This is a genomic window from Emcibacteraceae bacterium (assembly GCA_041396985.1).
In the GTDB taxonomy this organism is placed as follows: domain Bacteria; phylum Pseudomonadota; class Alphaproteobacteria; order Sphingomonadales; family Emcibacteraceae; genus Pseudemcibacter.
On the sequence record JAWKXO010000001.1, the window covers coordinates 307,504 to 333,007 of the forward strand.

A 25,504-nucleotide genomic window follows, 5' to 3' on the forward strand; every position below is an offset into this window, starting at 1 on the left:
TCAATTTATTATTGAAGAAAGTGAATTTCTTACTTTAAGATCAACATTAAGAATAATTTCCATCCGCTCTGCTTCCGGTTCATTCATTCTTCGCTTAAGAAGATTTACGGCCTCCTGCCCCAGTTTTGTCAGTGGCTGTTTTATAGTCGTAAGAGCGGGACTTACCAATATACTCCAAGGCGTATCATCAAACCCGGTGACAGAAACCTGTTCCGGCACTGAAATCCCGATGTCATTTAAGGCCCTGATAGCGCCGATCGCGATCAGATCATTACCCGCAACGATGACGGAAACTTTATTCTTTTTAATCAGAGAAATTGTTTCAGGGGTAAGATCCACAGCATAGGACACGGCCGTTTCCCAAATAATTTCCACCCTGCCGGAAAGTTCAGTCATGAACCCTTCTCTTCTCATTCTGGCACTGGCAATATCCTGTGGCCCCGAAATTAGACCTATTTTAGTGTGACCGGCTTTAAGAATTTTCCGGGCCAGCATCTTGCCGCCCATGACATAATCAGAATGGACGTTATCATAATTTTTCATGGGACGATCAACCACCACACAGGGGATTATATCGGCAAATTTTTTAAAACTGTCCTGCTCAGAAGCGGGACACCAGATTGCTCCTTCGACACCATATTGACTGAGCATCTGTATGCCTTCTTTTTCGTTTTCAATAGACCCCTGAGTATCAATAAGCAGAACGGCATAACCGGCTTCCCTAGCCGCATTTTCAATCGCCTGCGCCAGTTCGGGAAAAAAAGGGTTTCTTAAGTCAGGTAAAATAAGGCCAATTGTCTTTGTCCGCCCCGTGCGCATGGCCTGTGCCGACCGGTTGGGCTTATAGTTTAAAGCCCTGACGGCATTGAGCACATTTTCCTTTACTTTGGTGCCAACAGACCCGCTGTCATTAAGCACATAGGAAACGGTCGCCGTTGAAACACCTGCATGTTTCGCCACATCTTTCAATGTTGCCTTTTTTGAAGTTGGCGGGCTTTTCTGACGGCTCAAGGCTTTATCCTACTCTTTTATCGCTGATCATTATAAAACATAAGGTCTTCAAACAAGTTCCAGAATTTTTCAGCATCCATTTTAAGCAAAACCTTTGCTTTCTGGGCTCCAATTGGTAACGGCCTGCTATTATAGGGGGCTACCGGATAGGAATATGACCGTCCGTAATCCGGGCCAAAGGCATAATCAATGCCGACAAGCAGGTCTTTTTCTTCTTCTACAATTGACGGGTCACAAATATAGGCGGCAACAAGCGCATCCCAGACAGGTGTATTATAATTCTCATCCTTTTTAAAATCGTCACCGAATTTGGGGATCATAAAAGTTTTAGTATTTATATGATCAGGATGGTTTTTGATCATCCTTTCATAGTGGTTTTTATCAAGAAGGAGCCGATCCGTAGCATCCAATGGCACAATGATATGATCAATTTTTTCATTTAGCACAATGGCGGCGGCTTCGGCATCAAACCACCAGTTAAATTCAGCCGATCCGGTCACATTGCCGGGCACAAAAAAGGCCCCGCCCATATAGATGATTTTTTTGATTTTTGCCGATATATCCGGTGCCTTACGGATAGCAAGCGCCAGGTTGGTTAGTGGACCTAATGCAGCAATTGTTATTTCACCCGGGTTAGCCCGCACGGTATTGATAATAAAATCAACGGCATGGGCATTCCCGATTTTATTATATTCCGGGCCACCGTCCGGTGGATTTTTAATTTTATTCTCAACCGTCCAGGCCCCGGTATAATATAATCCATACAGTAGCTTTTCCTGCTCAAATCGCATTTGATCATGAAGTAACGGTCTGTCCGCCCCTTTATAAACAGGAAGTTCGTCAGCCATTCCAAGTCTTTCAACAGCTTTTAAGGTATCGTTTTCTATCTGATTTATCCACTGATTGCCGGCCACCAGCGTGACGCCCATTAACTGTAATTTTTTCTGCTTATGCAGATTAGTAAGCATGATCAGTGCTTCATGATCATCGGTAAAATGATGAAGATCAACGTCTACAATGATTTTTTCTTTTGCTACGGATGGCCGTGCCAAAAAACCAAAACCAATGCAGATGACCAATGCACTTAGAAAAAGAGTTAAATTTTTACGTCGATTTTTAAATAAAAATTGCACCATCCGTTCTCTCCCTTTTTTAAGTCCATTACCCAAGACTGCCATACGATTCAATTTGACTTAAACGTTTAAGTAATATACATCATATGAATGAAGAGGGTTAAAAGCAAGCATAATAATGACAAATTTCAAGACCAGTGATACGCAAAAAAAGATTGTCGTGGTTGGAAGTATTAATTGCGACCAGATCGCTTATCTTGAACAGTTTCCAAAGCCCAATCAGACAATCAACGCCAAACATGCTGCACTCTCCGTTGGTGGGAAAGGTCTTAATCAAGCCGTATCCGCCGCCCATGCCGGTGCAGATGTTTCAATGATCGGCTCAATTGGCGACGACTTATTCGGTAAAATGGCGTTAAAGCAGTTAAAAGCCTCGGGCATTGATATATCAGCAATAAAAACCACACCTGAACAGGGTACCGGGACCGCTACTATTTTTGTTACCGAGAATAGTGAAAATATGATTGCGGTTGCCGCGGGAGCCAATGCAAGCCTTTCACCGGAAGATATTATAGTCCACAAGGCAATTATAGAAAATTCTGACGCATTAATAGTCCAGCTTGAAACGCCGCTTGAAACGGTTAGGGAAGCCCTTAAGATCGCTGTCAATGCAGGAGTGATGACAATTTTGAACCCCGCCCCTGCCGTAAAAGTGATTGGTGATCTATTGAAATTATCCACCGTCCTGACCCCCAATGAAACGGAAGTGGAAGAGCTTGTCGGCATATATCCCAAAGATGATAAGACATGTGCCGATGCCGTGAAAAATTTAAGAAAACTGGGTGCCAGCAATATTATTATTACGTTGGGTGACAAAGGCGTTTATTGTGCCTGTAGCGGGGAAGAAATTTTAGTCCCGGCACCACAAGTTAAGGCGATTGATCCGACCGGAGCCGGTGACGTTTTCAATGGTGTGCTTGCCGTGGCACTTTCCACCGGGTTCGGTTATAGTGAAAGTGCACGCATTGCATCAGCCGCTGCAACACTGTCTGTCACCAGAAAAGGCGCTGCAAACGCGGCCCCAGGCTGGACGGAAGTTGAATCATTCCTTAAGGAAAATAATCAAGAGGCAAATAAATGTTAAAAATCAAAATCGTCTTTTCCATCATTTTATTCAGCCTCTCATTATCCTCATGCGGTGACAGTAATACTGAAAAAGCAGGGCAGAGCAATAACGGCCGTCCGAAGATAGCTTTAATAATGAAATCGCTAGCCAACGAATTTTTTGTCACTATGGCCGATGGGGCAACGGCCCATCAAAGAGCCAATAGTGACAAATATGACCTAGTTGTAAATGGCATAAAGAATGAAACCGATCTGGCCCAGCAGGTCAACCTGATTGATCAGATGATCTCAGCCGGTGTAGACGCCATTGTCATTGCCCCGGCAGATTCAAAAGCCATTATTCCGGCCCTCGCCCGGGTCAGCAATGCCGGGATCAAGATCATAAATATTGATAACCGTCTTGATCAAGATATATTGAAACAATATGAACTTTCCATTCCCTTTGTCGGACCGGATAATTTTATTGGCGCCGAAAAAGTAGGCGCTTATCTGGCGAATAATTTGAAAACCGGTGATCAGGTGGCTATTCTTGAAGGCGTAACCACCGCTTATAATTCGCAGCAACGTACTGCCGGATTTATAAAAGCCCTGGAAGAAGGTGGAATTCAGCTGGTGGTTGAACAAAGTGCTGACTGGGACCAGACCAAAGCGGTCAGTGTTGCTTCAGCAATTCTTATCCAATATCCTAAGCTTGCCGCCATTCTCTGCGCCAATGACAGTATGGCCCTAGGCGCAATCGCCGCCATTAATCAGGCCGGTAAAGCGGGTCAGGTCAAGGTGGTTGGATTTGATAATATCCCGGCCGTCAGACAATTGCTAGAAAACGGCGCTCTGGTGGCAACAGCCGATCAGCATGCCGACCTTCTGGCGGTTTATGGGATTGAATATGCCCTGGAACTGATTGGCGGCGCCAATGATCTTAACGACAGGGCGACACCCGTTGATCTGATAACCCCTGACAGCCTTAATGTAAAATAGGTTTTTCATGCAACCACTTCTCACCATTAATGATCTGAAAAAATCCTTTGCCGGTCCGGTGCTTAAAGGCATTCATCTGACAATAAGCAAAGGTGAAATTCATTCAATCATCGGGGAAAACGGGGCTGGAAAATCAACCCTGATGAATATCATTACCGGGCAACTGGCTGCCGATGAAGGGGTATTATGCTTTAACGGTGAAATTTATAATCCAAAATCACCCAACGATGCCTATCACTTGGGAATATCGAGCGCCGCACAGGAATTAAGCATTATTGACACCCTTACCGTTGCTGAAAATATCATGTTAAGAAATCTGCCCCGGAAACGCGGTTTTATTGACTGGAAAAAACTAAAAAAAACCGCGCGGCACTATCTGGATATGGTAGGACTGAATCATATTGACGAAATGAGCAAAGCAGACAAGCTATCAGTGGGTGAATGCCAGCTGCTGGAACTGGCAAAGGCACTAGCGATTGAGACCTTCTCAGCCTTTAAATTACTTATTCTTGATGAGCCAACGGCCGCTTTATCCGGGCTACAGGCCGATAAGCTCCATTCAATAATTCATGACTTAAGCCGGAACAAAGGTATCAGTGTTATATATATCAGCCATCGACTTGAAGATGTCAGACAGATTTCAGACAGCATTTCTGTTATGCGGGACGGGCTGATTGTGGCAACGGAAAAGGCGTCCGACCTTACCGTTGAGCGAATGATACATTTAATGTCGGGAAAAGCCTTGAAAGAACGATATATTCAGAGAGAGGATAAACCCGCTTCACCAAAACCGGCTTTGCAAATTCAAAATGTAAAAACAAAGAATTTTAAGCTGCCTCTGAATATCACATTTCAGGTAGGCGAAGTGGTTGGCATTGCCGGTCTCGCCGGATCAGGCCGAACAGAATTGCTTGAAACGCTTTTCGGCTTAAGATCCCGGCTTGGAGGAGACGTGCTGCTGATCAATGAAAACGGCCAAATATATATTCAAACCCCGCATCAGGCCGTTTTGGGTGGCATTGGATATTTAAGTAAAGACCGCAAAAAAACAGGCATTTTTTCCGGTCTTTCGCTGCTTTCAAACATAACTTTACCGGGCATAAATTCACTTGCCTATAAATTCGGCTTAATTGACAGGAAACAGGAACGGATCATCGGGCAAAATTACATCAAAAATCTTGCCATAAAATGCTCCAACGAAAACCAGACTATTGAAACATTAAGCGGCGGAAATCAACAGAAGGCCCTGTTCGCCCGCTGGCTGCATGGCGGATCACAAATATTGCTCCTTGATGAGCCGACGAGAGGCGTTGATATTGGTGCCAAACATATGATTTATGACCTGATCAAGAATTTAAGAAATCAGGGCAAAACCATTATTGCCGCCTCCAGCGAAATTGAAGAACTTATGAGAATTTCCGACAGGATACTGGTTCTTTCCAATTATAAAATCGTGAAAGAATTTTTGCCAGATCAATGGTCGGAAAATGATATTCTTGCCGCTGCTTTTTCAGAATATAAAACGGCCAAATCAAGTGAACCCGATACCCATAAAATGACAGCAAGGGGGGTTGAATAAACATGTCTAAAATTGCTTTTTTCCGCCGGAATATTGAACAGTATTTTATTTTATCTTCGCTTATATTGCTGATCATCTTTTTTGGCTTCCTGTCGGATAATTTTCTGACGCTAACGACTTTTACCACAATTTTAAATCAGTTGCCGTCATTGATTGTGGTGACGATCGGCATGACACTGGTTCTGATTGTCGCTGACATTGATTTATCCGTAGGTTCTGTGCTTGGTTTAAGCGCCGCTGTGATTGGTGTTACAGCAATCGGATTTGATTTGCCCCTGCCCCTTGCCTGTCTGTCGGGCATAATAATTGGTGCCCTCTGCGGTCTGGTTAATGGGATTTTATCAACTTATTTTTCCCTGCCCTCCTTCATCGTGACCCTTGGCATGCTGGAAATGGCGCGTGGGGCTTCCTATATGACGACAAATTCCCAGACCATTTTTATAGGCCCGGAAATTCAGGCGATTTCGCTGCCGCTAAAACATATCGGTATTTCACCTGCCCTGATCATTTCCTTGCTAATTGTTGTTTTTGCCTATTTGTTACTGGAGCGAACCGTATTTGGACGAACCATTGTTGCACTGGGCACCAACAGCAAGGCAGCCATTTTATCAGGTATCGAGGTGAAAAAATTCCGCCTGGTGGTTTTAACTTCGTCCGGTGCACTGGCGGGTTTGGGGGGTCTTTTTAACGCCGCCTATCTTGGGGCCGCGGATCCCAATGCCGGAACCGGACTTGAACTATCGGCCATTGCCGCAGCGGTGATTGGCGGCACCAGTCTTATGGGCGGCAGGGGATCAATATTTGGCGCGCTGGCTGGCGTGCTGATCATCGCCATTTTACAAAACGGCCTGGCACAGATTGGTGTTGCCGAACCGACAAAAAGACTGATTACCGGAGCCGTCATAATTATCGCCGTATTGTTTGACCGAATAAAATCCCGGAAAGACGTTATTAGTTAATATTTGAAATTTCATCATTTTGAGAATGAAAGGAAAAAATAAAATGACCCAGAATAATAATATAAACCGTCGGGGTGTTCTTATGGCCCCATTAATGGCTGCATTATTGCCACTGCTGTCATCTGCACCCGCCATCGCACAAGGTGCGCGAAGAAAAATTATCCTTGATGTGGATACAGGTGTTGATGACGCGGCGGCCATACTGATCGCTAATATTGCCCCATCGGTTGAATTGCTCGGGATCACATCGGTAAATGGGAACACCAATATTAACAATGCTACCCGCAATTCCGTGTTCATTAAACAAAAGTTCAATATTAAAGCGCCCGTACTTAAAGGCGCAGACAAACCCATTAACGGAATTTATGTGGAGGATAAAAAGTTCCATGGAAAGGACGGATTGGGCGATGCGTACGACATGAGTGCAACTGATTTATCAGTTCCAAAAATTACGGCACATGAATTTATTATAAAAACGGTCAATGAAAACCCGGGGGAAGTGACAATTGTTTCGGTTGGCCCCTCCACCAATCTGGCACTTGCCATCCAGAAAGAACCGGATTTCGTGAAAAAGGTCCATTCTGTGGTTATTATGGGTGGTGCCGCGGGCTTTAATGGTCAAATGGGAAATGTTTCTCCGGTAGCAGAATTTAATATTTTTACCGACCCCGAAGCGTCGGACATTGTGATGGAGGCTGACTGGCCGCTGACCATGGTCGGACTTGATGTTACCTATTCCGCGCCTACTTATGACAGTTATTTTGACGAGCTGGTCAAATCCGCCAGTGAAGCCGGTCAGTTTATAAAAAATATCAATCAGTATTATATTAATTCCTATGAAAAGGATCGTGGCGTGCGGGCCTCAAACCAGCATGATTCAATGGCACTGATGTATTTGCTGCATCCGGAAATATTCACTACCCGCCGCGGAAAAATAAAAGTCTCAACTGAAAGTGCATTTTCACGCGGTCAGACCATTTTCTGTCCTGAAGAGCATAGTTTTGCGTCGCAGGAAGGATGGCGTGAACGACCCGTTCATCAGGCCTGTGCAACTGTAAATTCTGATGCTTTCCTGAATTTATTCCGCCAGTATATAAACATGTATAGGAATTAAGAGATTTAAAGAAAGTAACTCTAAATAACAGGCACCGAATCAGGTGCCTGTTATTCGTGTTAATTTATTCGATCTGTCAATAAATTGAGTTTTTAAGCATTTGATAGGGAATACGCCATAAAATAGGCATATTTTCCATAAATTTTATTTTATTCATTAATTTTGATCTGGAAATAGCCTTGCGAATTGCTTCTGCCAGTTCAGGATTGTTCTGTCTTAACGCCTCTTTCGCCATAGGCTCATATTCCGGATTGCCTTCTACATCATTAATATAAATATTTGGTATTTCAGAATAATGATATTTTTCTTTATCAAATAATACACATTTATCCAGACACCCCGCCAGATCCAAAGCGATCATAGTACGATAACATTTTTCGCAATGTGAACAATTCACTTCATCCTGCCCTGATCCATCCTTTCCACGAATACAGACATGCAGATTTTTTAATGCAATATCCTGATTGGCCAAAAGTTTCACTTTATCAAACCTGTTTAAGCCATCACCATCATCAATAAAACTTGTTCTGCTTGTCGAGAATAGAGGATCAGTAACAGGATGTGATCCCCAACAATCCAAATAAGTATATCTGCTAACACTTGAAGGAATAAAAATTTCTGCAAAATAATTTTCAAACATCAACCCTATTGATGCCAAAGCAGCGCCATGAGAAATTGCCTGCCACCTTGTTTTCTGCCAACGAGTTTGCCGTATGTTAGTTCTTACAATGATAATTTCCTGCCCCATTTCCTTGACCACTTTAGATATGCGGGCACTATGTATCCTAAATTCTTCTGATTTAGAAATTGAAAGATCAAAACCGTGAATTAGTATTTTATATTTTGCTCTTGGTTTATTATAGGCCGTATAGAATGCATCAACACCTGAAGAAAAAAACGAAGCTGAATTATCAGGCAGCGTTTTGTTTACTTTTTCAATATTATCCGCTTTTATTTTTATAATATTTGTCCCCATATTCCAGTCGAACCAAAATCTCTGGATATTATTTACGCCATCAAGAAGGCGTTGATCTACAGGAAGCGAAATTACCAAATCCTCATTTATAGTCGACGCCATAGGAAGCAAAGCCACCAGCCAGGGGTTCCCCGTTTCAGAAACCTCAAATTGGGCCGGATATTCGTACCAGTATTCATCAATATAACCGTCATCATATCTGACAAAGCCAGTGATCCGCTTGACCCCCTCTGATATATCCGAAATTTCGGTTTTGATTAATTCCATTCTGAATTTCCTTATTATTTTATTATAATCTTCTTATTAAAAACTTTTCTATAGCCCATATGTTAACTTCTTAATCAATAAATGGAATTCTCCATCATTTTATGGGGAATATACCATAAAAACGGGACCTTTTTCAAAAATCCCAATCTGATGATCAGTTTTGATCTTCTTATCGCTTTATAAATTGCAGTGGCAAGTTCAGGATTGTTCTGACGCAATGCCTCCTCTGCCATTTCATGATATTCCGGTGCTGTGAATGCATCGGTTACAAACATGTAGGGAATTTCTTCATAATTAAATTTTTCCATATCAAACAAGTCACATTTCTCAAGGCATCCAGCGAGTTCTAATGCAATCATTGTACGGTAGCATTTTTCACAGTGTGAACAATTAACTTCATCCTGACCAGTTCCGTCCTTGCCTCGGATACAGACATGAAGATGCCGCAAGGCATAATCATACCCTGCTAGAAATTTAATTTTATCAAGCCGACTGAGGCCGTCACCGTCAGTGATAATATTTGTTGTGCTTGTTGAAAATAATGGATCGGTTAAAGGATGTGAGCCCCAGCAATATAGGTCAGAATAATCGCCCATACTCGACGGAATGAATATTTCTGAAAAATGCTTTTCAAACAAAAGAGCTATCGAAGCAAGTGCTGCACCATGTGAAATAGCCTGCCATCTTGTTTGTTTCCATCTTGTCTGTCTTATATTTGTTTTTACAAAGACCAGCTCTTCACCAAGTTTCTCTACAACGCCAGAAATTCTATTTAAATGCGCTTCAAATTCTGCTTCTTTACTTACTGAAAGATCAAATCCATGAATAAGAATTTTATTACTTGATCTTGGTTTATTATAGGCCGTATAGAATGCGTCAACGCCAGAAGAAAAAAATGAAGCAGCCTCTTTTGAATTTTTGTCACCTGCTTTAGCAATATTATCTGCTTTAAGTTTTACGATAAATGTTCCTTTATCCCAGGAGTGCCAAAACCTCATAATATCGTTTGCACCGTCCAACAAGCGCTGATCAACCGGCAATGAAATTTCCAAATCTTCGTTTATCGTTGCCGCCATTGGGAGAAGAGCCGCAAGCCACGGATTACCCGTATCGGAAATTTCAAAATAAGCCGGATATTCGTACCAGTATTCATCAATATAACCATCATTATATTGGACAAATCCTGTAATACGCTTTCGATTGTCGGCAACTTCTGTAATTTCAGTTTTAACTAATTTCATTTATACAACCCTGATACACAACTCCACATTCCTCTGTGAAGAAAAATAAACTACTGCAAATTCTTCAATAAATTACTAACATGACAAAATTTAATAATATTTACAAAAGCCTGATGAATATATAAAATTTATTTGTTAATCAGATATTAATTGAGGTTGTTTTGAACAAGACGGCACAGGTATATCTCGTTCGTGATCGTCAATGCGGTGATTGTACGGTTTGCTGTACTGTTCTTTCCATAAACAGTTCGGAATTTGTTAAACAGCCAAACTTTACCTGCCCGAACCTGCTGAAAAATGGTGGCTGCTCAATATACAAGTCGCGACCCGATGTTTGCCAAAAATGGTTTTGTGCCTGGCGCAATTTACCTGATCTTGATGAAAGCTGGCGCCCGGACAAGATGGGTGTGTTACTTGAATTTGCTGAAGAAAATTATCCACCACCCTTTTCGGGCAGAGTAGGATTTCGCTTCACTGTACTAAACAAGAGGAAAATTGAAAATAATAAAAAACTGGCAAAATTTATTATCAGGCAGATGAGAAATGGTGTGCCCTGCATCCTGACTTATGGGAATGAGAAAAATACAGAGCCGGTAACAGCTTTTCTGAATATAGCACTCTATAATGCCGTGAAATCCAATAGTATTGATAATGTTTTACTTGAACTAAAAAAAGCAATCCAGGCATGCGAAAAAATGCCAAAAATGAAGGTGAATATTGAAAATGGTCAATTGGTTTATGAAAAATAATAATTTTTTCCACATGTTTGACACATTTTTCTTTATAATCCTTACAGTTTTAATGAAATTTTTCATAAACTAATGAAGGAGGAAATATTAAATGACTACTAAAAACACATTTTTTACAGTTTTATTGTCAGCGACCGTATTCTTGATTTCGTCTTGCGGCAATGATGAAAACAGTTCAAACAATAATATGGAAAATAAGGCAGCAGCCACAGCAGAAAGCAGCATGAGTTCTGCCGACGCCATGATGGATGATGCCAAACAAAAAGCGGGCGAAGTTGCTGATAAAGCCGGGGAGATGGCTGATGATGCCATGGATAAAGCCGGTGAAATGGCGGATGAAGTAAAAGAAGCCGGCGAAGATGCCATGGATGCCGTTAAAGATAAAGCGGCCGAGCTAAAAACCAATCCACCAATGTAAGACCAATATTAATTTTTTCGATTTAGCGACTTATTCCTCCAGACAACGGGGAATAAGTCGCTATCCAACGGATCTCCCGGTTTTAATCCCGGGTCCTTCAGGACATCAGTTGTTCCTTTTCTGGGGTCCCAGACCACATCATCCCCGGTCCATCGGGTTGCATAACCTCTGCGCCTAGTTTTGGCGCTTTTATTACCCCGTGCCCCGTGAATAATATTGGCATGATGAATAAGACAGTCGCCTGGTTTAAGATCATAACAGACTATCTGGTCTTCAGGCACCGTTTGATCAATATCCGGCATCACTTCAAGTCCCGCTTCGCCATATTCGGCATGACCTTTACCACTAAAACTTTGGGGTCTGTATCTGATGCCCGTTCTGTGTGATCCTTTAACATACCTTACACCACCATTTTCCTCGCTGACATTATCCATCGCAAACCAGATGGAGCAAATCTGCTCTCCCTTAATTTTCCAGTATGGGCCATCCTGATGCCAGGGGGTCGGCTCAATTGATCCGGGTTCCTTTACAAGCAGGTGATCAAAAAACATGTTTATTTTGGAGGACCCCATGAGCTCCGCCGCTATCTTTGCCGCCTCACTTTCAAACACAAACTTTCTAAAATCATTATTTCTTGTCCAGATATACTGATCGCCGAAAAACCGGGTCGAATTTTCAGCTTTTGCATATTCTTCCGCCATTTCACCGGGATTATTCATGTTCTCTTCGGTGGCTTTTCTAAGAAATTCAACCCATTTAGGATCAAATGCACCACTCACTTTTACCACGCCGTCCAATGCATAGATTTGCTTTTCTTTATCGCTCAGGATCATTGCCCGTTCCTTTTATTGAGATTAGCGTAATAATAGAGACTGCCAAGACCCAATACAGCCAGGATTATCAAACCAAATTCCGGTTTATCAGAAACCATTTTGGCAATAAACCCGGCCGAAATTACAAATAACAAAACTGAAACCAAATTTATCACCCATTTTTTAAGTTTGAATTCCGCCTTTTCATAGTCAGTTCCCATAACTACAGGCACCCGATATAAACTAATGGCAATGAATAACTGCTGTATAAGCAGCCCCATTACCGCAACAAGCGCAAAATTTGTAATATCACTTCCTGTCTGAATAGCAGCAACACTAAGCAATGTATAAGCGATAATTGCATTAACTGGCGTTTTAAATTTCATTGATCTTATGGCAAAAATTCTGGGAAATATACCCGCTTCGGCAATGACAAATATATCCCTTGAATAGCCGAGAATAAGACCGTTCACAGTTGTTGCCGCTGCTGCAATAATTGACAATACCAACGCCGAAATAAGCCATTTTGGAAGAAATGTTCTTGCCACTTCAAGGACCGGTGTCACCATCCCTTCAAAGCCCTGCCCCCTATCAATGCCGCTTAGCACCAGAGAAACGCCGCCATAAGAGGCAAAAACGATTATGAAACTCAGTGCAAGGCCAATAGGAATATTAATTGACGGTTTTTTTATTTCCCCGCCAAATTCAAGCAGGGAAATAAATCCGGCAAAGGAAAAATAGCCAAGTGCCGCCGCCTCAAATACCGCACCAACACCATTTGGCATAAACGGCTTTAAATTATTTATTTCAAAATGAGGAAGTCCACTAAGGATAAATATACTGAGCATGATCAGAAAGAGAATAACCATTATTCCCTGAATTTTTATGACCAGATCAGATCCTGAAATGTTGACCAGACCAAAAAATAAAACCACTAAGGTTGCGGAAAGTTTTTTATTAAGGCCCGGAAAAAAATAAACAATATAATCAGCAAAGCCGTAGCCGACGAATGAATTAACCAGCACAACGGCACAAAGAAGTATAAAGACGGCCAGAAACCCGAAATAAGGGGACATTAGCCTGGAAATAGCAACATAAGTTCCCCCTTCAGCCGGCATAAGCGTGCCAATCTGTGCCGTGGCAAAGCAGGTCACAATAGCCATTGCCCCTGCTATAGCGTAGGCGAGAAGAACGGCAGGGCCGGCAATTTCTATTAAGTTTGCAGGTAAAATGAAAATTGATACGCCAACGACAAATCCTGTGATGGTGAAAACAATACCCCATAGGCCGATTGTCTTATTTTCCGGCAAATCCAATGACATATTTATCCCCTATTTCTTCCCCTTTTTAATCAGCCTAACTTTTTGCCAGGAAACCCGCAAGTGATAAAAGATGAACAACAGATTTCAGCCAAATTCATCATCGGTTCAGATCAGTCCGGCTATAAAGGAATTACGAAAAGGGCTTCCAAGTGGTTGATTAACATAGAAAAGGAGACCAGTGATGAAAAAGAAATTAAATATTATAGCATGGATTGCCGCTCTCGCCGTCAGCCTGACACTTGCGGTACAGACACAAGCCCATGAACGCACACAAAGATATGCTGGTGAGCGGAAATCACATGTTGTAATCACCCAACCGGGAAAAATCATTTACACAGGTGGACGCCACAGTGTCCCGGTAATTGTCGTTCCCAATAATCAAAGGCATTTTGCAAAAGTCACTAATCGTGGAAAAGCGAAAAAAATCCGTCGCTTCAGACGTGCATATGCCCCACAACGTATTGATAGACCAGTGGTTATCATTACCAGAGAAATCTATAGATAATCTTAAGTTAGACCAAACTTACGCCCTCGCAGAAGTATATCTGCGGGGGCTTTTTTATTATATTTCTGATGTCCAGATATTATGGTCTCCCGGCAGATGCCTGCCTAGATCAACCCCTACTTCCCTTTCAATCAGATCATTAAGCCTTGCATTTAATTCCAAAATAAGTTCCCTGTGTGTTTCTGGGAAATGGACAAGGTTGTTCATCTCCAATGGATCGGCATCAAGATCATAAAGCTCAAGATCATTTCGGCCTACCAGCATCTGCCAGTTTGTCGGTTTATGATGATCGCCCGGGGCAAACCAGCGCGAAAATTTATATCGTCCTGTGATAATACCCCGACCCAACGTTCTGGTATCAAACTGGATAAAATCATCCGGAAACTTAAACTGAACAACGGGTGCCCCTTTCTTCTCCGCTTCCTTTTGCAGCATGCGGATTTTCTCCAGCCGCGAATTTCCCTGAGTTGTGTTGCTGAAATTGACCAATAATTCGCTTCGCTCGCGAACCGGTTTGCCCATAATTATTCCTGAATAATCATAGCCCATAAGCCGTTTTTCAATGTCTTTATAATTTTCCCCCACCAGTCCGATCAGGGTCGGTGCAAAGTCAATGGCACTCATCATTGCGTTTGATTTAACGCCTTTTTGACCGCCCGGGTATCTAACCACCAGTGGCACGTTAATATTTTCCCTGTACATAAATGGCCCCTTGTGGCGAAGGCCATGTGAGCCCCCCATTTCCCCGTGGTCCGATGTTAAAATAACAATCGTATCATTCGCCATACCAAGATTTTCAAGTGCTGAGAGCAGATCCCCAATCACCTGATCTGAATCGACAAGGCAGGCCGCATAATAATTCAGCACATTTTTGCAGGCTTCTTCATCGCTAATATCCTGTTCCCCGTAAAAATACTGACCAAGCTTAACGAATTCCATCTGTGCCTGCGGTTTCTTACTCAAATCATCATAAAAATTGGCTGGAACATTCAAGCCGAAATCATGGTTATATGGATAGAAATCCTGTGCCGGTCTCATATCGCTGACCAGGCCAGGGCGCAGTCTGGTTTTTGCCTGTTTTCCATTGGCATCCAGCCACATGATATCATGTGGATTGACAAAATTGACCGCCAGAAACCATGGCTCCTTCCCGTCCTTTTGTCGGGTCAGATAATCTTTAGCATTTTCAAGTATTTCACGGTCTTTTTCCGCCCCTTCATAAACGACACCACCCGTGTCCTGCCCTTTATGCCATTCATCAAACCCGTAATCGACCAGCGCTTCTACATTATCTTCATCAAAGCCAACCGATAAATGCCATTTCCCCTTATAAGCCGTTTTATACCCGATTTTTTTAAACATCTGGCCTATGGTTGGCGTATTTTTTACATCTAGGAACGGGTCACCCTCCCCAAGGCCGGGATTGGTAAAAATGGTGGTTTTCTGAACATGCTGCCCAGTATAAATAACCGAACGGGAGGGTGCACAGGACAATGTGGCAATATTATAATTTTCGAATGAAACCCCTTCTGAAGCAAATTTATTTCGCACCGGAAGATCAAGTCCTTCTGGAAAAGTTGCCCAGGCCCGTTCCTGATCCATCAGGATCATCAGCACATTTTTATGTTTTGAGGATTTTGCCATTTGCTGCGCTCTTGTGATATCCGAAGCCGCCGCAATGGTAATTCCAGCCGCTGTTGCCGCCACCCCCTTTGAAAATTCACGTCTTGAAATTTTATTCTTATCTGACATTTATTTTATCCTTTAAAATCGTCCGCAACATACTTTCATTTTATCTCCGGTCACCGCACTTGAGGCATCTGACGCATAAAACAGGGCGGCTTTTGCCACCTCTTCCGGTGCAACCCATCTTTTTAGGGCCGCCGGGTCGGTATAGTTTTCTTTCACTATTTCCTCTACACTTCTGCCCTCTGCCTCGGCCCGGCGTTCAAGAATCCCGTCCATATTATCACCGGACACCGCCCCGGGAAGAAGCGCATTGACCCGTACGTTATAGGGACCCACTTCCCTTGCCACCGCCTCTGTCATACCGACAAGCGCAAATTTTGTCGCGCTGTATGCTGAGCGCATAGGGTATCCCTCAATTCCCATCAGAGATGACATATTAATGATTGAACCCGATTTCTGCTCGCACATGATACGGGCCGCTTCACGCATACAGAACATGGCGCCGAACAGATTTATTTCAGCGCATTTTCGCCACTGATCAATATTGACATCCGCGATCGGCGAAACCGGGCCGGGCACTCCGGCATTATTGACCAGAATATCAACTTTGCCCGTGATCATTTTTGCTTTTTGGAATAATCCCTGAACATCTTCAAATTTTGTCACATCACAGACAATAGCTGTCCCACCATTGCGATTGGCAACAATTGTTATGGTTTGCAGACTTCGACCGGCAATAACCACATGGGCACCATGATCCGCAAACATATCGGCGCACGCCGCACCGATCCCTGTGCCGCCGCCCGTGATTACGGCCACCTGGTTTTGAAGTATTTTTTCACTCATATCAGTTTTCCTTCTTCCATTTTTCGACCCGGATCAAAAAGCGGCATTTCAAGCTCTTTTCCAAGTATAAAATCGCCCATCAGTTTTGAAATATAGGGACCAATGGTAAAGCCACCCCTTACACAGCCAAGAATAAAGGCATTATCCCTGTTTGGCAGTGCCCCTGCAAGCGGATAAAAGTCCGGCACATTGGCTTCAAAACCGGTCCATGATCTTACGATCCTTATATTGGATAAAGCTGGAAGCACAAATTTTGCCAGTTGCAAATTCGGCACCAGACTATCAGCGCTCACCTGACCGCGTCCCTCTTCCGGGCGTCCCTTTCCCTGCCATCCGCCACCAATCAATATGGTACCATTTTCTTTCTGCTTCATGGTAAGAAGCCCGGTGGCATGGCCAATGACACTGCTTATGAGATACGGGGTCCGTTCTGTTACTGAGACAGTATTAATCCGCGCTCTAATGGGAAGATCAACCCCTAGCATGTCGGCAATATGTTTGCTCCAGCCGCCACAGGCGATAAGAATGCGGCTGGCAACCACCGTCCTGCCGCCGGAAGCGATTTCATATCCTTCGGATGTGCTTCTGATATTGGTGACCCTGAAAGCTTCAATAAAATTGATGCCTTTTTCGTCAATTTTTTTTCTATAATATTGTCCGGTCAATGATGAATTGGCATAGCCGTCATCAGGGCAGTAACTGGCGGCAATCACCTTCTCAGCAAGGTGCGGTTCTTTTTCATTAAGCTGCTTAGGCGAAACAAAACTGATATTTGCCCCGGCTTCTTTTTTCATTACCATTCTTTCATGAAGAAGCTCGGCTTCACGATCATTAAAGGCCAATGTATAACCCCCCGTTTTATGAAAGCCAACCGCGTCACCCATATGCTGCCATTCTTCATGACCAAGGATGGCGTAAGGCATTAATTTTACACGTTTAATCTGCATTGATAAGGTTCCGGCATTTACCCCGGATGCCCCCTGCCCGATATCCCCCTGCTCAAGGATAATGACCCGCATTCCCCCATCATCAAGGCGAAGGGCCGTACCACAGCCCATGATACCACCGCCGATAATAGCTATATCAAATATCGGCATCATAGTGGCGATACTCCCGGGATCGGCAGATCATCATAGTCAAGATCATCTGATATTTCATCAATCGTCACCGGGCGAAGCGGCGGCCTAGCTGTGGGCAGACCAATTTCCTCTCTCGACTTTTTTGTTCTTTGCTGGGTAATCAGGGCGACCGCTTCCATACAATAACGCCCGCCACATGGCCCCATGCCACAGCGTGTCCCTGATTTGATGGCATTGGGAGACTGTGCCCCTGTTTTTATTTCAAAATCTATTTCTTGTCTGATAACCCCTTCACAGCGGCATACCTCGGTTTCGCCGGAGATTAAGCTTTCAAGCCCACTACGTGGAATGGTCAGGGAAGTAGCGGCAAGACCAAATTTTATTGCCGCTTTTAATTTTTTAACATCAGCTTTCTGTTCAATTTTTGTGCCTGCATCTTCACATACGGCCTGTGCGGCAAGACTACCCCTGATCGGGGCGGCCAGCACACCATATATCCCGGCATTATCACCGCAGACATATAATCCTGACACAGACGTGCGGCCCCAATCATCAATAGTCGGAACCCATCCTCCCAGCTTTTCGTCATAGTGATGATCGGCGCCAGCCAGACGGGTTGCTTCAACAGCTGGTATTAACCCCTGACCATAGCACAGATTTTCGCCATGAATATATTGATCCGCCCCCGCAATCGGTGCCCAGTTCTGATCCACTTTGCAGATGGTGACCCCGTCAACTGTATTTTCGCCTTCCACTGTCCTTACCGCATGTTGCCAGTAGAAGGGAATACGGTTTTTATAAAGGGTGAATATCCATTTAAGTCCCTGTCCAATTAACGCCGGGTTTGAAAGCATAGCCGGCATAGATTTTAACCAATCCATCCTGCTGTTTAACGAAATGACAGCGGAAACACGCCCCCCGAGCCTTAATATTTCGTTTGCCACATAAAATAACAGTGGTCCGTTTCCAGCGACAATGGTGCGCCGTTTTGGGGCCATCATGTGCTCTTTAAAAAGTGCCGTGGCCCCGGCCAGGCCGATGACACCGGGTAAAGTCCAGCCGGGAACCGGAATGACCCTTTCCTGCGCACCCGTTGCAATGATTAAGGCCTTTGTGATCAGTTTTTTTTCAACTCCGCCCACCACAGAAAGCAGCCAATGACCATTTTCCTGTCTTTCAATATGCCAGACACGACAATTAAATTTTGTGATGACATTGCTTGACTTCAGCCCTCCCGCAAGGCATCGCCCTGCTCACCAGCATCCGTTTTGGGGGCTTCCAGAATTGATGTTGATTTTGCCCGCCATACCTGACCGCCGGCATCCCGCTGCTCATCAATAATGGCTGTTTTTAGTCCGTTTTCTGATAACAGAATGGCGGCATTTGCCCCGGCTGGACCGGCCCCGATCACGATCGCGTCAAACACTTGGCACCCTCCTGATCACAAGTCCTTCTGTAATCGTGGTGCGGCATGCCTCGACTTTTTGCCCGTCAATTTCAACGACACATTCCTGACAGGCCCCCATGATGCAAAACATGCCTCTTGGCGTGTCCGAATTGGGTGCATTTCGCAAATGGGTAATGCCCGCCCGCAGCAATGCAGCGGCGACTGTTTCCCCGTCATGACCGGTAATACTAACACCATCAAATATAAAGGAAATTTCCTTTGATCTTAGGATATGATCATTGCCCCCAACTGTCATGGCTGATAGGATATTCCAAGATCATCAAATGTTTTTTTGATGGCTTCAACCACATCAGCGCTTGCAGCATGAACCGGATCACGCGGAACGCCCGCCGGTTGCCCGATCAGGTTAAGCGCCGCCTTGAAGGCAGCCGGCCAGGTTGAATTGCCCATCAGAAGTTCATAAAGAACCGTCAGTTTATAATGAATATCGGCCTGTTTCTGACCAGGTTTTTCACGGGCAAGAGAGGTTATTTTTGCCGTATCTGGCCCTAAAAATTCAGGGCCGGTTGCTATAAAACCATGTGCACCAAGCGAAATTCCCGGCATAATATAATGACAGGGGCCAACCATAATCGCCATTTTTTCTGAAAAGTGCCTGATCAAATGTGTGTGATGAAAATAATCCCGGTTACTTTCCTTGATGCCGATAATCGGCGCGACATCCATAATGGCACCAATATCATCAATGGATAAATTAAGTCCAGCCCGGCGTGGTGAATTATAGGCAACAATCGGCATATCAATGGCCGCGGAGAGCTTTTCAAATCGGGATAGAAGCTCATCCCGCGTGGTTTTAAGCACATATGTCTGCGGCATCGAAAGCACGGCGGCTGCTCCGTTTTCCTTGGCGGCGAGTGCATAATCAACACTGTTTTTTAGGGTGGTTGCTGAACAGCCGGTAATCACCGGCACCCTTCCCGCGGCCTGATCAACAGCCAGTCTGGTCAGCCTGCCTTTTTCAGCCGCTGACAGGGCCCAGCTTTCACCATTATCACCGGAAACGCAGATTGCAGTTGCCCCCAGCCCGATCAGCCAGTCAACAAGCGACTGAAAAGCATCCTCCATAATGTCCCCATTTTCATTAAAGGGAGTTACCACCGCCGGGACAAAGCCGTGCAAATCTTCTTTTTTCATTTTTATTCCTCTAAATCTGCCCGGTAAACTGAGCCAGTCTGTGCCTCAACAATATAAAGGCTATTATTCTGATAAATTAAACTGGTAATCCAAAGCCCTTCCGGCAGATCAATACGGGCCAGAATATCGCCAAAATGATTATAAATATAAGCACGGCCTGTCTGGGCATGGGCCACTGCCAGATTACCATGAACATCAACGGCAAGACCGTCCGGCCCAAGCCCGCCTGACATCTGGATATGAGTGCCGACCATTGGCCGGTCCGCTTCCGTATAATCGGCGAGAAACCGCCAGACCGCATTGGCGCGCGTTGCCGCAACATAAACCATTTTGCCGTCGCGGCTTAAGGCAATACCATTGGGGTAAGGAACATTATTCAGTACATGATCAAGGCAGTTATCGTTTCTTAAACAATAAACATTGCCACTTGGGTCAGAAAGACTGGTTCGGCCACTATCCGTGAACCAGACATCTCCGTTTTCAGCAATAGTCAGATCAGATAACCCCTTAAAATTAATGCTGGAAAGAAGTGCCGTGAATTTATCTTCGCCATCATAGGCGATAAGGCCGTTTTTATAATCGGTCAGGATAAAACTGCCATCGGCTTTTTGCTTAATGGAATGGGGATGCCCGTCATAACTGTGATGAAGGGACCAGTTGCCGTTATCATCAATTTTAAAAATCCGCCCGTAAGGAACATCAACTAGCCACAAATTACCTTGGGTGTCAAATTCCGGCCCTTCCAGAAATGAATGTAGCGATTGTCCGGGTCTTGTCATCTTGACCCAATCATTGGGTTCCCCCTTATAATGAAGCTCTTCCGGCAATCTGGCCCACAGGGTTGCGGTGATTATTTTTGTCATAATATTACCCCATCATTTCTAAGCTGTTCTATTTCCCTGCCCGTAAGGCCAAGGCCTTTCAGGATTTCTTCTGTATGCTCCCCGACCGACGGAGGCAGTGATGTAATAGCCGGGCCATTATCAAAACTATAAGCGGCAGTTGGCAAAATCGGCGGATATGTATCCCCTGGGCCTTGCGGACCTTTCTGAAAATAATTTTTAAGTTGCGGGTCTTCCACAGCTTCGGACAGGGTTCTGACTGTTTCAGCAGGCAGGCCCGCTTTATGAAAAAGTTCCTGCCAGGCTTCTGCCGTTTTATCAGTGAATATTTTTTCCAGTGCTTCCCTTATTTCGTCTGTCACCGCCCATAGGCTTTCCCAGTCATTGGGGGTTTTCAAATTTTTAGGCACCTCATAGCCAAGCTCTTCCAACATGGCCCACATGCTCCTGTTCTGATCCGCCGTAAAAGCCCCGATCATCAGCTGACCATAGGATGTCTGATAGCATCCGATCCCCGCTTCCTTATCCCGTTTTGTTTTTTTCGGATACTGCACCGCCGCGGCCTCCGGTGCCATTAATGTCATGGCCACTTCAAACATGGATGAACTGATGTGGGTTCCTTCCCCCGTTTTATCGCGCCGATAAAGGGCGGCGGATATGGCAAAAGCTGCATTATAGCCCGCCGCATAATCAATAAAGGATAGCCCCGGTTTATGCCCGCCGGACTGATCAATAATACCGCTTGTTGCCTGAATGACATTATCATAAGCATTGACCTCTGCCCGCGGGCCGTCACTGCCATAACCGGAAAGCGAACAATAAATAAGACCGGGATTGATTTCCTTCAGATCATCATAGCCAAGCCCCAAACTATCCAAAGCACCAGTGCGATAATTTTCAACCAGAATGTCGGCACTTTTCACAAGTTCTTTTAAAAGTCTTCTTCCCGACTGATGCTTTAAATCAAGGGTAATGGCTTTCTTATTGGAGGCCTGAACCTGAAAATTAAGGCCCCGTAATGCCCTGTTCTGCGCCGGGTCAGGGCCACGCCCACGGGCGCAGTCCGGATTTTTTGGATCCTCTATCTTGATCACATCAGCACCCAGAAGCGCAAGCTGATAAGTCGCAAATGGTCCCGCCAGCACATGGGTCAGGTCGAGCACTTTTATATTTTCAAATGGCCTGTTCATGATTAACTTATATTCGCTATTGTTTTTTATTTCAATATATGTTTTATAATTAAACACATGTTTTGTATATAAAACTTTTTACTTCGGACCACAGAAATGTCACATGTTCTACATAGAAATATAAGTATATCCGTTCCCATAGTCAAAAGCGCAGATGGCAATTATCTTATTGATGATACAGGGAAAAAATATCTTGATGCCAGTGGTGGGGCGGCCGTCTCCTGCCTTGGGCACACAAACAGCCGCGTTATTGAAGCGATAAAGACTCAGCTGGATAAAGTCTCTTTTGCCCATACCGGAGTCTTTTCTAATGAGCCGGCAGAGGCCCTTGCCACCTATTTAATTGAACATGCACCGGAAGGTTTTGGCAATGGCCGGGTAATGTTTCTTGGATCCGGTTCTGAAGCGATGGAAGCGGCCTTAAAACTTGCCAGACAATATCATCTTGAACGCGGTGATGAGAAGCGCAGCAAAATCATTGCCCGTGATAAATCCTATCACGGTAATACGCTTGGTGCCCTTGCCACCGGTGGCCACAAGCAGCGGCAAAAACCCTTTGACCCACTCTTGATTGATGTTGCCCATATTCCCCCCTGTTATGCCTATCGATACAAACATGACAATGAAACGGATATTGAATTTGGTCTTAGGATAGCAAACACGCTCGAAGAGGAAATCCTGAAACAGGGCCCTGAAACGGTTGCGGCCTTTGTGGCAGAACCGGTATCCGGCGCATCCCTTGGGGCGGAACCTGCCGTCCCCGGTTATTTTAAGCGGATCCGTGAAATATGTGACAAATACGGCGTTCTCTTCATCGCTGATGAAGTGATGTGCGGCATGGGCAGGACCGGATATTTATTTGCCATGGAAGCCGAAGGTGCCTGCCCCGATATTATCACAATTGCCAAAGGACTTGGGGCAGGATATCAGCCGATTGCTGCCGTTATGGCCAATGAAAAAATTATCAATGCCATTCTGGAAGGCAGCGGCAACCTTTGGAACGGTCACACTTATATGAGCCACGCTATCGCCTGCGCCGGTGCCCTGGCCGTCCTTAAAGTGATCGAGGAGGATCAATTGCTTGGTGCCGTGAGGTTACAGGGCGAAAAACTGGGGTCCATGCTGCGGGCCGAATTTCAAGATCATCCCAATATCGGTGACATTCGTGGCCGCGGGCTTTTCTGGGGGCTTGAAATTGTCAAAGACAAAAATACCAAAGAACCCTTTCCGGCAGAGCTTAACCTGGCCGGAAAAATTAAAATGGATATTCTGGAAAATGGTATGCTCAGTTACCCGTCGCAGGGATGCGTCGATGGCAGAGCGGGCGATCATATTCTGCTTGCTCCGCCCTATACAGTCACGGATGAAGAACTAGATATCATTGTGGCCACCACAAAAAAATGTCTTCAAAATCAGCTTGATAAGGTGACATCATGACAAAAACCATTCTCACCTGTGCGGTGACCGGTAACCTGACCAGCCGGGATATGCATCCGAAATTGCCTGTTACACCAAAAGAAATTGCCGAAGCGGCCCTTGACGCCGCGGCCGCAGGTGCAGCGATCGTGCATCTTCATGTACGGGACCCGAAAACCGGCAAAGGATCAATGGAATTTGCCCTTTATGATGAAATGGTCAGCCGAATTCGAGATAAAAATACTGATGTCATCCTTAACTTGACGACAGGCGAAGGCGGCCGCTTTGTCCCGTCCAGGGACAACCCAAAAATTGCCGCGGAAAATTCAACTTTGTGCCGTCCGGAACTCCGGGTTTCACATATTGAAAAACTGAAACCGGAAATTTGCACGCTAGATCTTAACACCATGTGGTCGGGTCAGGCTGCCGTGATCAATACGCCGGAAAATCTTAAAATTATGGCTGAGCGCATTTATGCCGCCGGGGTAAAACCGGAAATCGAAATATTCAACAGCAGTGATATGCATCTGCTTAATCATTTTATTGCCGAAGGGGTCATTAAATCCCCGGTAATGGTGCAAATGGTTATGGGAGTACGCTTTGGCATTGCCGCCAATTCAGAATCATTGCTTTATTTAAAATCGCAGCTTCCTGAAAATGCCGTCTGGGCCGCCTTTGGCATTGGCCGGATGGAATATCCGATGTTGGCACAGTCCTTTGTCGCCGGGGGTCATGTGCGTGTCGGTATGGAAGATAACCTCTATATTAAAAAAGGCGAGCTTTGCGAAGGAAATGCCCAGTTGGTTGAAAAAGCGGTACGCATTATTCATGATCTCGGCGGCGAAATTGCCGGAACTGACGAAACGAGGCAGATGCTTGGGCTTAAAAAATAACCGGAGAATTTAATGCTAACCTCTATGTCCGAGATTTTTAGAAATCTCACGCGCGGTATCCACCACCGCCGGAACATAGAAACTGTCCATTTTATCAAAGGAAAAGGCACTGTCCGGTGCAGATATGTCAATAACCGCAACCACCTTCCCTATTTCATTAAGGATGGGGGCGGTGATGGTCGATCCACCGCGCTGAACAAAACCGCGAGATATGACATACCCCTGTTCACGTGCGTCTTTGATCCGTTTAATAAGGTCATCCGTATTTTTCGGGGTGTGCGGGGTCAGGATTTTAAACTGATCCCCTTCAAAAAGTTTTCGGATCGACGTTTCAGAAAGATCCCCCAACAATATCCAGCCAAGCGGCGTGGCATAAATGGGCCTCCTGTCACCGGTTGTAATGTTGCTTACGAAGGACGATCTCGATATAATATTATCAAGATAAAGAACCTCTTTACCATCACGGATAGCAAGATGACTGGAAACATCTGTCTGATCACGCAATTTTTCAAGATAAGGCTTGGCGAGCTTGATAATGTCCTGCCGATTGAGATAGGAAAAACCAAGATCAAGAACCCGAGGCCCCAGTTCATAAAGCTTATCCCCCTTATCAGAGGAAAGATAACCGAGATAAGAAAGTGTATAGGTAATCCGGAATGCGGAAGACCTGGAAATTTCAAGTTTTTTACCGATCTCAGCAATGGTAAGTGGCTGATCAGCCTGCGCGATTACCTCAAGTACGCGAAGCCCTCGCGCCAGTCCCGGAACAAAATACCGGTCATGATTCTTATTTAGACTTTCTGACATATTTAACCTAA

26 protein-coding genes are annotated in these 25,504 nt (G+C 44.7%); 10 read left to right on the plus strand and 16 right to left on the minus strand.

Annotated elements, in window-relative coordinates:
- Together R3D86_01440 and R3D86_01445 are read right to left on the minus strand one after the other, a co-directional pair.
- Positions 1 to 1,011 (minus strand): LacI family DNA-binding transcriptional regulator, encoded by a 1,011-nt coding sequence (locus R3D86_01440; protein ID MEZ5756865.1) that lies wholly within the window; start codon positions 1,009 to 1,011, stop codon positions 1 to 3.
- A 17-nt stretch (positions 1,012 to 1,028) separates the two neighbouring features.
- Positions 1,029 to 2,147 (minus strand): nucleoside hydrolase, encoded by a 1,119-nt coding sequence (locus R3D86_01445; protein ID MEZ5756866.1) that lies wholly within the window; start codon positions 2,145 to 2,147, stop codon positions 1,029 to 1,031.
- A gap of 115 nt (positions 2,148 to 2,262) precedes the next feature.
- Between R3D86_01445 and rbsK the strand changes: the two genes are divergently transcribed.
- The 5 genes from rbsK to R3D86_01470 are packed head-to-tail and all read left to right on the plus strand — an operon-like array spanning position 2,263 to position 7,839.
- Positions 2,263 to 3,228: a ribokinase gene (rbsK, locus tag R3D86_01450; protein ID MEZ5756867.1), complete on the plus strand. Its 966-nt coding sequence runs from the start codon at positions 2,263 to 2,265 to the stop codon at positions 3,226 to 3,228.
- Entirely contained in the window at positions 3,222 to 4,187 is a 966-nt protein-coding gene (locus tag R3D86_01455) for a sugar ABC transporter substrate-binding protein (GenBank protein ID MEZ5756868.1), read from the plus strand. Before rbsK ends, R3D86_01455 begins: the two co-directional genes overlap by 7 nt.
- 7 nt (positions 4,188 to 4,194) lie before the next feature.
- Positions 4,195 to 5,766, plus strand: a complete 1,572-nt coding sequence (locus tag R3D86_01460; GenBank protein ID MEZ5756869.1) for a sugar ABC transporter ATP-binding protein — start codon at positions 4,195 to 4,197, stop codon at positions 5,764 to 5,766.
- 2 nt (positions 5,767 to 5,768) lie between these two features.
- Positions 5,769 to 6,725, plus strand: a complete 957-nt coding sequence (locus tag R3D86_01465) for an ABC transporter permease (GenBank protein ID MEZ5756870.1) — start codon at positions 5,769 to 5,771, stop codon at positions 6,723 to 6,725.
- A 43-nt stretch (positions 6,726 to 6,768) separates the two neighbouring features.
- Positions 6,769 to 7,839, plus strand: a complete 1,071-nt coding sequence (locus R3D86_01470) for a nucleoside hydrolase (protein MEZ5756871.1) — start codon at positions 6,769 to 6,771, stop codon at positions 7,837 to 7,839.
- Positions 7,840 to 7,915: 76 nt separating this feature from the next.
- On the opposite strand, the gene R3D86_01475 is transcribed toward R3D86_01470, so the two are convergent.
- Both R3D86_01475 and R3D86_01480 read right to left on the minus strand, forming a co-directional pair.
- On the minus strand, positions 7,916 to 9,082 hold the full coding sequence (locus R3D86_01475; GenBank protein ID MEZ5756872.1) for a hypothetical protein: 1,167 nt from the start codon (positions 9,080 to 9,082) through the stop codon (positions 7,916 to 7,918).
- 74 nt (positions 9,083 to 9,156) lie between these two features.
- Positions 9,157 to 10,323, minus strand: coding sequence for a hypothetical protein (locus R3D86_01480; GenBank protein ID MEZ5756873.1), 1,167 nt, complete (start codon positions 10,321 to 10,323; stop codon positions 9,157 to 9,159).
- Between the two features lie 161 nt (positions 10,324 to 10,484).
- Between R3D86_01480 and R3D86_01485 the strand changes: the two genes are divergently transcribed.
- Together R3D86_01485 and R3D86_01490 are read left to right on the plus strand one after the other, a co-directional pair.
- A complete protein-coding gene (locus R3D86_01485) occupies positions 10,485 to 11,072 on the plus strand; it encodes a hypothetical protein (protein MEZ5756874.1) in 588 nt (195 codons plus the stop codon).
- Between the two features lie 91 nt (positions 11,073 to 11,163).
- Positions 11,164 to 11,490 (plus strand): hypothetical protein, encoded by a 327-nt coding sequence (locus R3D86_01490; GenBank protein ID MEZ5756875.1) that lies wholly within the window; start codon positions 11,164 to 11,166, stop codon positions 11,488 to 11,490.
- 8 nt (positions 11,491 to 11,498) lie between these two features.
- Here R3D86_01490 and R3D86_01495 read toward each other — a convergent pair whose 3' ends face one another.
- Both R3D86_01495 and R3D86_01500 read right to left on the minus strand, forming a co-directional pair.
- Positions 11,499 to 12,323, minus strand: coding sequence for a phytanoyl-CoA dioxygenase family protein (locus tag R3D86_01495; protein ID MEZ5756876.1), 825 nt, complete (start codon positions 12,321 to 12,323; stop codon positions 11,499 to 11,501).
- Positions 12,320 to 13,624 (minus strand): APC family permease, encoded by a 1,305-nt coding sequence (locus R3D86_01500; protein ID MEZ5756877.1) that lies wholly within the window; start codon positions 13,622 to 13,624, stop codon positions 12,320 to 12,322. Before R3D86_01500 ends, R3D86_01495 begins: the two co-directional genes overlap by 4 nt.
- Positions 13,625 to 13,805: 181 nt before the next feature.
- Between R3D86_01500 and R3D86_01505 the strand changes: the two genes are divergently transcribed.
- Complete coding sequence (locus tag R3D86_01505) at positions 13,806 to 14,129, plus strand: hypothetical protein (GenBank protein ID MEZ5756878.1); 324 nt, start codon at positions 13,806 to 13,808, stop codon at positions 14,127 to 14,129.
- A 57-nt stretch (positions 14,130 to 14,186) separates the two neighbouring features.
- Here the strand turns inward: R3D86_01505 and R3D86_01510 are convergent, their stop codons facing one another.
- Genes R3D86_01510 through R3D86_01550 form a run of 9 tightly spaced genes read right to left on the minus strand, consistent with a single transcriptional unit; the run spans position 14,187 to position 22,377 of the window.
- Entirely contained in the window at positions 14,187 to 15,881 is a 1,695-nt protein-coding gene (locus R3D86_01510; GenBank protein ID MEZ5756879.1) for a sulfatase-like hydrolase/transferase, read from the minus strand.
- 12 nt (positions 15,882 to 15,893) lie between these two features.
- A complete protein-coding gene (locus tag R3D86_01515) occupies positions 15,894 to 16,664 on the minus strand; it encodes an SDR family oxidoreductase (protein MEZ5756880.1) in 771 nt (256 codons plus the stop codon).
- Positions 16,661 to 17,764: an FAD-dependent oxidoreductase gene (locus tag R3D86_01520; GenBank protein MEZ5756881.1), complete on the minus strand. Its 1,104-nt coding sequence runs from the start codon at positions 17,762 to 17,764 to the stop codon at positions 16,661 to 16,663. Before R3D86_01520 ends, R3D86_01515 begins: the two co-directional genes overlap by 4 nt.
- Entirely contained in the window at positions 17,761 to 18,972 is a 1,212-nt protein-coding gene (locus R3D86_01525) for an NAD(P)/FAD-dependent oxidoreductase (protein MEZ5756882.1), read from the minus strand. The genes R3D86_01520 and R3D86_01525 overlap by 4 nt, the downstream gene beginning before the upstream one ends.
- Positions 18,969 to 19,169, minus strand: coding sequence for an NAD(P)-binding protein (locus tag R3D86_01530; protein MEZ5756883.1), 201 nt, complete (start codon positions 19,167 to 19,169; stop codon positions 18,969 to 18,971). Before R3D86_01530 ends, R3D86_01525 begins: the two co-directional genes overlap by 4 nt.
- Entirely contained in the window at positions 19,162 to 19,446 is a 285-nt protein-coding gene (locus R3D86_01535; protein MEZ5756884.1) for a (2Fe-2S)-binding protein, read from the minus strand. The genes R3D86_01530 and R3D86_01535 overlap by 8 nt, the downstream gene beginning before the upstream one ends.
- Positions 19,443 to 20,345, minus strand: a complete 903-nt coding sequence (locus R3D86_01540; protein ID MEZ5756885.1) for a dihydrodipicolinate synthase family protein — start codon at positions 20,343 to 20,345, stop codon at positions 19,443 to 19,445. Before R3D86_01540 ends, R3D86_01535 begins: the two co-directional genes overlap by 4 nt.
- 2 nt (positions 20,346 to 20,347) lie before the next feature.
- Positions 20,348 to 21,208, minus strand: coding sequence for an SMP-30/gluconolactonase/LRE family protein (locus R3D86_01545; GenBank protein MEZ5756886.1), 861 nt, complete (start codon positions 21,206 to 21,208; stop codon positions 20,348 to 20,350).
- Positions 21,205 to 22,377, minus strand: coding sequence for a CaiB/BaiF CoA-transferase family protein (locus R3D86_01550; GenBank protein ID MEZ5756887.1), 1,173 nt, complete (start codon positions 22,375 to 22,377; stop codon positions 21,205 to 21,207). Before R3D86_01550 ends, R3D86_01545 begins: the two co-directional genes overlap by 4 nt.
- A 96-nt stretch (positions 22,378 to 22,473) precedes the next feature.
- On the opposite strand from R3D86_01550, the gene R3D86_01555 reads away from it, so the two are divergent.
- Positions 22,474 to 23,814: an aspartate aminotransferase family protein gene (locus R3D86_01555; protein MEZ5756888.1), complete on the plus strand. Its 1,341-nt coding sequence runs from the start codon at positions 22,474 to 22,476 to the stop codon at positions 23,812 to 23,814.
- Entirely contained in the window at positions 23,811 to 24,686 is an 876-nt protein-coding gene (locus tag R3D86_01560; GenBank protein ID MEZ5756889.1) for a 3-keto-5-aminohexanoate cleavage protein, read from the plus strand. The genes R3D86_01555 and R3D86_01560 overlap by 4 nt, the downstream gene beginning before the upstream one ends.
- A 15-nt stretch (positions 24,687 to 24,701) precedes the next feature.
- Here R3D86_01560 and R3D86_01565 read toward each other — a convergent pair whose 3' ends face one another.
- Complete coding sequence (locus R3D86_01565) at positions 24,702 to 25,493, minus strand: IclR family transcriptional regulator (protein ID MEZ5756890.1); 792 nt, start codon at positions 25,491 to 25,493, stop codon at positions 24,702 to 24,704.
- Between the last annotated feature and the right edge of the window lie 11 nt (positions 25,494 to 25,504).

Excerpts from the sequence above, each read along its gene's own strand:
- R3D86_01445 (MEZ5756866.1), bottom strand. The coding sequence starts at position 2,147 with ATGGTGCAATTTTTATTTAAAAATCGACGTAAAAATTTAACTCTTTTT.
- rbsK (MEZ5756867.1), top strand. The coding sequence starts at position 2,263 with ATGACAAATTTCAAGACCAGTGATACGCAAAAAAAGATTGTCGTGGTT.
- R3D86_01455 (MEZ5756868.1), top strand. The coding sequence starts at position 3,222 with ATGTTAAAAATCAAAATCGTCTTTTCCATCATTTTATTCAGCCTCTCA.
- R3D86_01460 (MEZ5756869.1), top strand. The coding sequence starts at position 4,195 with ATGCAACCACTTCTCACCATTAATGATCTGAAAAAATCCTTTGCCGGT.
- R3D86_01465 (MEZ5756870.1), top strand. The coding sequence starts at position 5,769 with ATGTCTAAAATTGCTTTTTTCCGCCGGAATATTGAACAGTATTTTATT.
- R3D86_01470 (MEZ5756871.1), top strand. The coding sequence starts at position 6,769 with ATGACCCAGAATAATAATATAAACCGTCGGGGTGTTCTTATGGCCCCA.
- R3D86_01475 (MEZ5756872.1), bottom strand. The coding sequence starts at position 9,082 with ATGGAATTAATCAAAACCGAAATTTCGGATATATCAGAGGGGGTCAAG.
- R3D86_01480 (MEZ5756873.1), bottom strand. The coding sequence starts at position 10,323 with ATGAAATTAGTTAAAACTGAAATTACAGAAGTTGCCGACAATCGAAAG.
- R3D86_01490 (MEZ5756875.1), top strand. The coding sequence starts at position 11,164 with ATGACTACTAAAAACACATTTTTTACAGTTTTATTGTCAGCGACCGTA.
- R3D86_01495 (MEZ5756876.1), bottom strand. The coding sequence starts at position 12,323 with ATGATCCTGAGCGATAAAGAAAAGCAAATCTATGCATTGGACGGCGTG.
- R3D86_01500 (MEZ5756877.1), bottom strand. The coding sequence starts at position 13,624 with ATGTCATTGGATTTGCCGGAAAATAAGACAATCGGCCTATGGGGTATT.
- R3D86_01505 (MEZ5756878.1), top strand. The coding sequence starts at position 13,806 with ATGAAAAAGAAATTAAATATTATAGCATGGATTGCCGCTCTCGCCGTC.
- R3D86_01510 (MEZ5756879.1), bottom strand. The coding sequence starts at position 15,881 with ATGTCAGATAAGAATAAAATTTCAAGACGTGAATTTTCAAAGGGGGTG.
- R3D86_01515 (MEZ5756880.1), bottom strand. The coding sequence starts at position 16,664 with ATGAGTGAAAAAATACTTCAAAACCAGGTGGCCGTAATCACGGGCGGC.
- R3D86_01520 (MEZ5756881.1), bottom strand. The coding sequence starts at position 17,764 with ATGATGCCGATATTTGATATAGCTATTATCGGCGGTGGTATCATGGGC.
- R3D86_01535 (MEZ5756884.1), bottom strand. The coding sequence starts at position 19,446 with ATGACAGTTGGGGGCAATGATCATATCCTAAGATCAAAGGAAATTTCC.
- R3D86_01540 (MEZ5756885.1), bottom strand. The coding sequence starts at position 20,345 with ATGAAAAAAGAAGATTTGCACGGCTTTGTCCCGGCGGTGGTAACTCCC.
- R3D86_01545 (MEZ5756886.1), bottom strand. The coding sequence starts at position 21,208 with ATGACAAAAATAATCACCGCAACCCTGTGGGCCAGATTGCCGGAAGAG.
- R3D86_01550 (MEZ5756887.1), bottom strand. The coding sequence starts at position 22,377 with ATGAACAGGCCATTTGAAAATATAAAAGTGCTCGACCTGACCCATGTG.
- R3D86_01555 (MEZ5756888.1), top strand. The coding sequence starts at position 22,474 with ATGTCACATGTTCTACATAGAAATATAAGTATATCCGTTCCCATAGTC.
- R3D86_01560 (MEZ5756889.1), top strand. The coding sequence starts at position 23,811 with ATGACAAAAACCATTCTCACCTGTGCGGTGACCGGTAACCTGACCAGC.
- R3D86_01565 (MEZ5756890.1), bottom strand. The coding sequence starts at position 25,493 with ATGTCAGAAAGTCTAAATAAGAATCATGACCGGTATTTTGTTCCGGGA.